Consider the following 9,551-nt stretch of genomic DNA (forward strand, 5'->3'; position numbering starts at 1 on the left):
CTAAACACGTTTACTGTGACCCATACATCCGGTAGACAGCAGCAACAAGGCTTCAGCAAGCCTGATCTTTCGTATCCAGTTTTCAGGGCGTAAACACCTTGAAGGACGATGGTTGAATCTTTTCTGAGGGAACTTAGGAAGGTGATTCAGCGAAAAATCCAGTTTGGTGGCGATGGCGGAGGGGAACCACGCGTTCCCATACCGAACACGACCGTTAAGCCCTCCAGCGCCAATGGTACTTAGACCGCAGGGTCTTGGGAGAGTAGGACGTCGCCAAGCACGAGAAGCCTGCNAGCCTGCCGCATGTGATGCGGCAGGTTTTTTGTTATGCAATGTGGATATAGGCGTGGTACTACAGAATAGGTATAATTCGTCCGTTAATTCGTGCTCGTTCCATTATGCCAAAAGGCATGGAACGAGCTTTTATCTATTTAACGGAGCTTTCTCATGTATAAACAGGCTTCAAGCGCACCAAGCTATTATAAAATGATTTTGCTCCAGCACTTGACCTTTTTCTAAAATTGCATATAATAAAATCAAAGTCAAAGAAAGTCAAAGTCAGTTGTCCGAATATTCGGTGTATAATGAATTTGACTGAAAAGGCTTATTGAATGAAATGTTTCATCTTAGGCTTTATTGGTTATTTCTCAGGGAGGTTGGTGGTTTGCGAAACATTTCCGATCTCATCGAACAGTATTTGAAGCTTATGCTCCAAGACAGCCCGGAGGGCGCAGTGGAAATTCAACGCAATGACTTGGCTGACAAATTTTCTTGTGTACCGTCGCAAATCAACTATGTTATCAGCACTCGATTTACCATGGAGAAAGGATACATGGTTGAAAGCAAGCGCGGCGGCGGAGGCTATATCCGAATACAACGGGTTGATCTTCCGGCACTGAAGGCGATTCAATTCCATATCGAGGAAACGGTAGGGGAATGCGTGGATCAAGGTGCTGCGGAAGGACTTATTTATCAGCTGGAAGAAGCAAACCTCATCACAAAGCGCGAAGGAAATTTGCTTCGGGCAGCGGTGCATCGGGATACGATTGCATTAAAGCTGCCGCTGCGGGATGAAATTAGAGCGAGACTGCTCAGATCGATGCTGATTTCATTGCTGGTCAAATAAAGCGATGCCGTGTATACCGAGGGGAGGGATCAGGCTTTTGTATTGCCAAGAATGCGGTAAAAAGCCAGCAACGCTTCATTTTACAAAAATCGTTAACGGTGAGAAAACTGAGTTTCACATTTGTGAAAGCTGTGCTCGCGAGAAGGGCGAGGGCATACCAGGCGCACCTAACAGCTTCTCTATCCATAGTTTATTGTCAGGGCTTCTGGACTTTGAGCATATGGGCAGCTCGGGCGTAGGAGGGGCTGCAAAGCAGCCAGTGCTGCGTTGTGAGGATTGTGGCTTAACGTACACGCAGTTCAGCAAGATAGGCCGCTTTGGCTGCAGCTCCTGTTATCAGGCGTTTGCGGATAAGCTTGATCCCCTTCTCAAAAGGGTTCACAGCAGTACCATACACAGCGGTAAAATACCCAAGCGTTCAGGCGGACAAATTCAGTGCAAGCGTGAAATCGAACAGCTGAGACGGGATTTGCAAGCCAAAATAGAGCATGAAGACTTTGAGAGCGCAGCTGAGCTGCGTGATCGAATACGTGAGCTGGAACGCAAAATTGCAGACCTGTAGGCTGGCATAGAAGGAGTGAGTCAAACTCTTGACTAAGCATCGATTTTCACAGCACGCGCTTAGTGAATGGATGAAGGATGACGGCCCGGAATCGGAAATCGTCATTAGCAGCAGAGTGCGCGTTGCCCGAAATTTACGTCATCAGCCCTTTCCCTTGCTTGCCACAGATCAGCAGTCGAAGGATGTAATGGATCAACTGACCGAAGTAAGCCAAAGCGGCAAGCTGCAGTCGATGGGTTCTTTTGAAACGATCATCTTATCGGATCTAAGCGAGCTTGATAAAAGGGTACTTGTCGAAAAACATTTAATTAGTCCTAACTTAGCGAATGAATCGCAATGCGGGGCTGTTATTTTAAGCGATAATGAATCTGTCAGCATCATGATTAACGAAGAAGATCATTTGCGCATTCAATGTCTGTATCCGGGTTTCCAAATCCAGGAGGCATGGACGTTGGCCAGCGGAATTGACGATATTTTTGAAGAAGCTGCCGATTATGCTTTTGATGAAAAGCGCGGTTATTTAACGACATGTCCGACTAATGTCGGCACAGGCATCAGGGCATCGGTTATGATGCATTTGCCGGCACTCGTGCTTACCTCTCAAATCAATCGGATTTTATCAGCGGTTACGCAGGTCGGGCTGGCGGTAAGAGGGCTTTACGGCGAAGGCAGCGAAGCGCTAGGGAATTTGTTTCAAGTGTCGAATCAAATAACGCTGGGACAGTCCGAAAATGAGATTATTGACAATCTCTATAGTGTAGCCAGACAAATTATCGAACACGAGAAAGCTGCCCGCAAGCGGCTGATGCAGGAATCGCGGCTTAGAACTGAGGATCGTGTGAAGAGGTCATATGGCATCTTGTCGTATGCTTCCATTATGGATTCCAAGGAATCGGCTCAGCGGCTGTCGGATGTGCGGCTTGGTGCAGATCTCGGTATATTGACGAATGTAACGCCACAAATGTTGAATGAGCTTTTGGTAATGACTCAGCCCGGATTTTTGCAGCAAACCTTCGATGAGAAGATGAGTCCGGAGCAGAGGGATTTCAGGAGAGCAGAACTCATACGCAAGCAATTGCGTGGTGAAAAAGGCCATGGGGGTGCATCAATATGATGTTTGGAAGATTTACGGAGCGAGCACAGAAGGTGCTGGCATTGGCGCAAGAAGAAGCCGTCCGCTTAGGACATAACAATATTGGAACAGAGCATATTTTACTTGGCCTCATTCGCGAAGGGGAAGGAATTGCGGCCAAAGCGCTTATCGGACTAGGTCTTGGACTTGAAAAAATTCAAGATGAAGTCGAAGCATTAATCGGACGCGGGCAAGAGCAGCCAAACAACATTGCTTATACGCCGCGCGCGAAGAAAGTCATTGAGCTTTCCATGGATGAAGCAAGGAAGCTGGGTCATACGTACGTGGGCACAGAGCATATCCTGCTTGGTCTTATTCGCGAAGGAGAAGGCGTTGCAGCGCGTGTGCTGAACAACCTTGGAATAAGCCTGAACAAGGCACGCCAGCAAGTACTGCAGCTGCTTGGCAGCAGCGAGGCCGTGTCAAGCAATCATGGCTCTCCAGCCAATGTAAGCACGCCAACGCTGGATGGTCTTGCTAGAGACCTAACTGCCTATGCGAAGGAAGGAAATCTGGATCCTGTTATTGGACGGAGCAAAGAAATTGAGCGCGTAATCCAAGTTCTAAGTCGCCGGACAAAAAACAATCCAGTTCTAATCGGCGAACCTGGGGTTGGTAAGACAGCCATTGCCGAAGGGCTCGCACAAAAAATTATCGAGAACGAAATTCCAGAGACATTGCGCGATAAGCGTGTAATGACGCTGGATATGGGCTCTGTAGTCGCGGGAACCAAGTACCGTGGTGAGTTCGAGGACCGACTGAAAAAAATTATGGATGAGATTCGCCAGGCTGGCAATATCATTCTATTCATTGATGAGCTCCATACCTTGATTGGAGCAGGCGGAGCAGAAGGCGCGATCGATGCTTCGAACATTTTGAAGCCAGCGCTTGCTCGTGGCGAGCTGCAGTGCATCGGTGCAACAACGCTTGACGAGTACCGCAAATATATCGAGAAAGACGCGGCACTTGAGCGTCGTTTCCAACCAATTACGGTAGACCAGCCATCACCTGAAGAAGCGATTCAAATTTTGTATGGACTTCGTGATCGTTATGAAGCCCATCACCGTGTGAAAATTACGGATGAAGCCATTGTGCAAGCCGTTAAGCTGTCAGATCGTTATATTCCGGATCGTTTCTTGCCGGATAAAGCCATTGACCTTATCGACGAAGCTGGCTCTAAGGTACGCTTGCATTCCTACACCGTACCGCCGAATTTGAAACAGCTGGAGAACCGTCTGGAGGATATCCGCAAGGAAAAGGATGCCGCGGTTCAAAGCCAAGAGTTTGAGAAGGCTGCCGCACTTCGTGACACGGAACAAAAAATTCGCGAAGAGCTGGATATCACGAAAAACCAGTGGAAAGAAAAGCAAGGCCGCACGGATTCCGAAGTAACGCCTGAGGATATTGCTCAAGTCGTTGCAAGCTGGACGGGTATTCCGGTTAGTAAATTGGCAGAGGAAGAAACCGAGCGCCTGCTGAAAATGGAGGATATCCTCCATGACCGCATTATTGGCCAAGACGATGCTGTCAAATCGGTATCCAGAGCTATTCGCCGCGCGCGTGCCGGTCTGAAAGACCCTAAACGCCCGATTGGGTCGTTTATCTTCTTGGGCCCAACAGGCGTCGGTAAGACGGAGCTGGCGAGAGCGTTAGCCGAAGCGATGTTTGGCGATGAGAATGCCGTCATTCGGATTGATATGTCGGAATACATGGAGAAGCATTCGACTTCCCGTCTCGTCGGAGCGCCTCCAGGCTATGTTGGCTACGAGGAAGGCGGGCAGCTCACAGAGAAAGTACGCCGTAAGCCTTACTCGGTTGTACTGCTCGATGAGATCGAGAAAGCCCACCCGGAAGTGTTCAATATCCTACTGCAAGTGCTAGAGGATGGCCGTTTGACGGACTCCAAAGGGCGCGTTGTCGATTTCCGCAATACCTTGATTATTATGACGTCGAACGTTGGCGCCGATCAAATCAAGCGCAATTCCTCGCTCGGCTTTACGGCCGTACAGGATGCAGGTCGCGACTTCTTGCAGATGAAGGATAAAGTTCTGGCAGAGCTGAAGAAAAGCTTCCGTCCAGAGTTCCTAAACCGTATTGATGAGAGCATCGTGTTCCATTCACTGGGCGAAGAGCATATCGCTCAAATCGTTACTTTAATGTCAGATGAGCTTCGCAAGCGTCTGCGCGAGCAAGATGTCGATTTCATATTGACGGAAGCGGCGAAAACGTTCCTCGCGAAGGAAGGCTACGATCCGCAATATGGAGCGCGTCCGCTGCGCCGTGCGATTCAGAAGCATATTGAGGACCGGTTGTCCGAGGATCTGCTTATGGGCAAGATCCAAAAGGGCGATACGTTCACGATTGATGAAAAAGATGGTGGTCTAACGGTTACCAAGTCCATCTCGGAGCAGGAACCAGAAGAATCCACTGCGAAATAAGGCTAAAATAAAACAACCCCGCAACCAGAAATAAAGGCTGCGGGGTTGTTTTTATGATTCGCAACAATTGACAATGAGAATCATTATCGTATAATGAGAATAAAGCGGTACAGCGAATGGGAGGAAAAACGATGATCGTCGTTACAAATACAATTAAAGTGAAAACGGGACATGGAGAAACAGTAGCCAAACGTTTTGAAAATTCTAAGGGCATCGACCAGTCTCCGGGCTTTGTGCGTATGGAAGTTCTTCTGACAGAGGGGCTGCAGGAATACGATCAATTGAAAGTCAGCACGACATGGATAAACAAAGCTGCTTTCGAAGGATGGGTCAATAGCGACTCTTTCAGGCAGGCACATGCGCATCGCGGCAACAAGCAGCCAGGCGCTGACGGACAACCAACGGAATGCGTGATGCTCGGTTCACAATTGACGACGCACCGTGTGCTTGTCGCAAGGCAAACGGGGTAGAGTGTTTTTTTCATAAATGAAGAAGGCGCAAGGGCCTTTATTTAGGCTCTCTTATCCACTGTGGATAAGAGAGCCTTTTTTATGTGCATTTGGTGAAAGCGCTTGTGGGGATATGTTGATGTCCTGTGGATAATGTTGATGTATTGTTAATAACTCTGTGGATAAAATATAATTTTGCTAAAAAGGACAAGCTTAACTGTGGGCAAAGCATTAAACCGACCGACATTGCCGAATTCATCAACAATGTGGGTTTATACCTGACTCATAAAATGGTAAACTTTATATAGTGTCATTTTAAGCAGATCCGCTAGGGATGGCTTCAAATTTTCAGGCTAGCCATAACGTTTAAGGAGTATAGAATGGCCAAAATCAAATCAAAGTTTGTGTGTACAGAATGCGGGACCGAATCGGCAAAGTGGCTCGGAAAATGCCCAGGCTGCCATGCTTGGAACTCGATGGTTGAAGAGAAAGAAACCGTTGTGAAGACGAAGGGCGTCGGATTGTCTTCGTTTCATGCGAAAGAAAAGCCGCAGTCCATCATACATATAGAAAGTGGGCAAGAGCCTCGTATTGAAACAAGGATGCTGGAGCTTAACCGTGTGCTAGGTGGAGGCGTTGTTCCAGGCTCGCTTATTCTTGTAGGCGGTGATCCAGGCATCGGAAAATCGACGCTGCTGCTGCAAACCTCTCACGCTCTTGCGGTGAAAGGACTCAAGGTGCTCTATATTTCAGGAGAGGAATCTGTACGTCAAACAAGGCTCAGAGCTGACCGGCTCGGTGCACTGACGGAATCGCTTTATGTATTATGCGAGACCAATATGGAGCAAATTAATGATGCCATAGAATCGGTCCAACCTGATTTCCTTGTTATTGATTCCATTCAAACGGTATACGATCCCAATGTGCAATCGGCTCCTGGCAGCGTGTCTCAAGTACGCGAATGTACAGCGCATTTTATGCGGGTAGCCAAGATTAAAGGGATTGCTACGGTGCTAGTCGGCCATGTAACGAAGGAAGGCGCTATTGCAGGGCCGCGATTGCTTGAGCATATGGTGGATTGTGTTCTTTATTTTGAAGGGGAACGTCATCATACGTACCGTATTTTGAGGGCAGTAAAGAACCGGTTTGGTTCGACGAATGAGATCGGCATATTCGAGATGGGCGAGGATGGCCTTAGAGAGGTATCAAATCCTTCCGAGCTATTCTTGTCTGAGCGCCCACTCGGCGTGTCCGGCTCGACCGTTGTGGCGAGCATGGAAGGCACAAGGCCTGTGCTTGTAGAATTGCAAGCGCTCGTTGCGACGACTAATTTCCCATCTCCGCGCAGGATGTCTACCGGCATTGACCATAACCGGATGGCTCTTATCATTGCGGTATTGGAGAAGCGGAATGGAATGTTTTTGCAAACACAGGATGCGTACTTGAATGTGGCAGGCGGCGTGAAGCTTGACGAGCCGGCTGTGGATCTTGCCGCTGCGGTTAGTATCGCCTCCAGCTTTCGCGATGCGCCGACGAAGCCTTATGACGTTATTTTTGGCGAGGTTGGGCTCACGGGCGAAGTTAGAGCAGTATCTCGTGCCGAGCAACGGGTGAAAGAAGCGGAGAAGCTTGGATTTAAACGAGTGATTATGCCAGAGAAGAGCTTAAAGGGCTGGAAGCCGCCCGCTGGCATCGAAATTATTGGCGTAAGCACAGTGTCAGAAGCACTTAAGGCAGCGCTTGGATAGGGGGGCAGACGATGAAAGAACCTACTCAGCTTGAAATCATGAACCAATTGTTGCAATTAGTCGCACCAGGTACCCCTTTTCGTGATGGACTTGAGAATGTGCTTCGGGCCAAAACGGGGGCTTTGCTTGTTGTCGGCTATAGTCCTGAAGTCATGGAGGTTGTGGATGGAGGTTTCTCCATTAATTGCGACTTTTCACCGAACTATTTGTATGAGCTTGCCAAGATGGATGGCGCTATTATTTTGAGTGAGGATATGCGCCGTATCCTCTATGCCAATACGCAGCTTATACCGAATAGCTCTATTCCATCGATCGAAACGGGTATTCGGCACCGTACGGCTGAACGCGTTGCCAAGCAAACAGGCAAGCTTGTCGTATCCATCTCGCAGCGCCGAAATATTATTACCCTGTACCAGGGGAACCTTCGGTATTCGCTAAAGGATATGGGCGTTATTTTAACGAAGGCGAATCAGGCGATCCAAACGCTCGAGAAATATAAAGCGGTACTTAGTCAGTCCTTTACCAACTTGTCGGCTCTCGAGTTCGAGGAGCTTGTCACGCTGCAAGAGGTTGCGCATGTCATTCAGCGTGTTGAAATGGTATTGCGCATTAAAATGGAGATTAAACGTTATGTCAATGAGCTTGGCACCGAAGGGCGCCTGATCAGCATGCAAATGGATGAACTGGTGGGCGGCGTAGAAGAGGACGCTTGGTACTTGCTTAAGGATTATGCCAAAGAAAATTCCGATGAGAAAATTCGGGAAATACGGGCAGGCCTTAAGAAGCTGAGCTCGGATGAGCTGCTGGATGCTCCGCCGATCATCCGTTTGATCGGGTACCCTCATACGAGCAACATGAACGATGAATCCGTCTCCCCACGCGGCTATCGCTTGCTGAACAAAATACCTAGATTACCGCTTATTATCATGAATAATCTCATTGAACGCTTTGGACGGCTGCCTCATATTCTGATGGCCACGATCGAGGAATTGGATGAGGTGGAAGGCATTGGCGAGGTCCGGGCCCGGGCGATAAAGGAAGGGCTCAAACGCATCCAAGAGCAGATGTTCATTGACAGGCAAATCTAAATCCCATACAATGGATTGAATGTGGTCCTGTAACGTGAAGGTACATTCGTTAAGGTTTTTGGGGCATAGTAGAGAAGAGGTGGAAAAGATGATCGTAAAATCGATACCGAGCCTTCTCACGGTGGGGAACTTATTCCTAGGAGTAATCGCCATCATTCTTGTATTTAATGAAAAACCAGATACGGCGGCAATGATGGTGCTAATCGCCATGCTGCTCGACGGTGTAGACGGACGCGTTGCTCGGGCGCTAAACGTTCAAAGTGAATTTGGTAAGGAGCTCGACTCTTTATCTGATGTGATTTCGTTTGGTGTAGCGCCTGCATTCATTATGTATGTTGTAGCGTTTCAAGATCTTAATCCAGCGCTGGCTTGGATTATTACGGCATTGTTTCCGATCTGCGGCGCATTGCGGCTTGCCCGCTTTAATGTGATTTCAAGCGCGCCTGGTTACTTTATCGGCTTGCCGATCCCGGCTGCTGGCGGTGTACTCGCAACATTAGCTCTATTCAAAGATGACATTTACGTATCCGTGCTGCTTACAAGCACGCTAGTGCTCGCACTGCTAATGGTGAGCACCATTAAATATCCGAATTTCAAAAAGGTTGGCATCCCCAAAAGCGCAGTATGGGTGGTCCCAATCATCATTGTTATATCTGTTGTGCTCGGTTTGGTATTCAAAAATCACTTATCCAAAATCGTGTTTGTACCGCTGCTGCTTTACGCGCTGTACGGCCTAAAAAAAAACGTTGATCGCCGATTGCCCAAACGAAACCGTAAAAGGAAGAAACGGGAAGAAGCTTCGGACGATTCCGTTAAGTCGGAGAAGCCGGCGTGAGTTGGTTGAAATAACAAAAAATAGCGTTCCTAATCACAAATTATTGTGTTTAGGAACGCTATTTTTTTGTTTATAACATTAAATGATAATTAATTAACAAATAAAACAATATATGAATCAGAACTATTATAATAAATGCAAGCGGGAAGTCGCATAATAACAGTTATACGACA

General features: G+C 47.9%; 8 protein-coding genes and 1 rRNA gene. All 9 read left to right on the forward strand.

Features of this window, described 5'->3' with window-relative positions:
* The first annotated feature begins 162 nt into the window (after positions 1-162).
* Positions 163-279: ribosomal RNA gene (rrf, locus tag FJQ58_RS00060) — 5S ribosomal RNA — on the forward strand.
* Between the two features lie 385 nt (positions 280-664).
* Positions 665-1,126: a CtsR family transcriptional regulator gene (locus FJQ58_RS00065; protein ID WP_139990443.1), complete on the forward strand. Its 462-nt coding sequence runs from the start codon at positions 665-667 to the stop codon at positions 1,124-1,126.
* 37 nt (positions 1,127-1,163) lie between these two features.
* Positions 1,164-1,688, forward strand: a complete 525-nt coding sequence (locus FJQ58_RS00070; RefSeq protein WP_139990444.1) for a protein-arginine kinase activator protein McsA — start codon at positions 1,164-1,166, stop codon at positions 1,686-1,688.
* 28 nt (positions 1,689-1,716) lie between these two features.
* Positions 1,717-2,802: a protein-arginine kinase McsB gene (locus FJQ58_RS00075; RefSeq protein WP_139990445.1), complete on the forward strand. Its 1,086-nt coding sequence runs from the start codon at positions 1,717-1,719 to the stop codon at positions 2,800-2,802.
* Positions 2,799-5,258, forward strand: coding sequence for an ATP-dependent protease ATP-binding subunit ClpC (gene clpC / locus FJQ58_RS00080; protein WP_139990446.1), 2,460 nt, complete (start codon positions 2,799-2,801; stop codon positions 5,256-5,258). Before FJQ58_RS00075 ends, clpC begins: the two co-directional genes overlap by 4 nt.
* Positions 5,259-5,389: 131 nt before the next feature.
* A complete protein-coding gene (locus tag FJQ58_RS00085) occupies positions 5,390-5,728 on the forward strand; it encodes an antibiotic biosynthesis monooxygenase (RefSeq protein WP_139990447.1) in 339 nt (112 codons plus the stop codon).
* Between the two features lie 359 nt (positions 5,729-6,087).
* Entirely contained in the window at positions 6,088-7,455 is a 1,368-nt protein-coding gene (radA, locus tag FJQ58_RS00090) for a DNA repair protein RadA (protein WP_139990448.1), read from the forward strand.
* An 11-nt stretch (positions 7,456-7,466) separates the two neighbouring features.
* Positions 7,467-8,543 carry a DNA integrity scanning diadenylate cyclase DisA gene (disA, locus tag FJQ58_RS00095; protein ID WP_139990449.1) on the forward strand — a complete coding sequence of 359 codons (1,077 nt, stop codon included), beginning with the start codon at positions 7,467-7,469 and terminating at the stop codon, positions 8,541-8,543.
* Between the two features lie 88 nt (positions 8,544-8,631).
* Complete coding sequence (gene pssA, locus FJQ58_RS00100) at positions 8,632-9,378, forward strand: CDP-diacylglycerol--serine O-phosphatidyltransferase (protein ID WP_139990450.1); 747 nt, start codon at positions 8,632-8,634, stop codon at positions 9,376-9,378.
* The last annotated feature ends 173 nt before the right edge of the window (positions 9,379-9,551 follow it).

This window comes from Paenibacillus paridis (genome assembly GCF_006345825.1).
Taxonomy (GTDB): Bacteria; Bacillota; Bacilli; order Paenibacillales; family Paenibacillaceae; genus Pristimantibacillus; species Pristimantibacillus paridis.

Bases quoted from the DNA above. Each gene is read 5' to 3' on its own strand.
- disA (WP_139990449.1), top strand. From the start codon at position 7,467: ATGAAAGAACCTACTCAGCTTGAAATCATGAACCAATTGTTGCAATTA.
- radA (WP_139990448.1), top strand. From the start codon at position 6,088: ATGGCCAAAATCAAATCAAAGTTTGTGTGTACAGAATGCGGGACCGAA.
- pssA (WP_139990450.1), top strand. From the start codon at position 8,632: ATGATCGTAAAATCGATACCGAGCCTTCTCACGGTGGGGAACTTATTC.
- clpC (WP_139990446.1), top strand. From the start codon at position 2,799: ATGATGTTTGGAAGATTTACGGAGCGAGCACAGAAGGTGCTGGCATTG.
- FJQ58_RS00085 (WP_139990447.1), top strand. From the start codon at position 5,390: ATGATCGTCGTTACAAATACAATTAAAGTGAAAACGGGACATGGAGAA.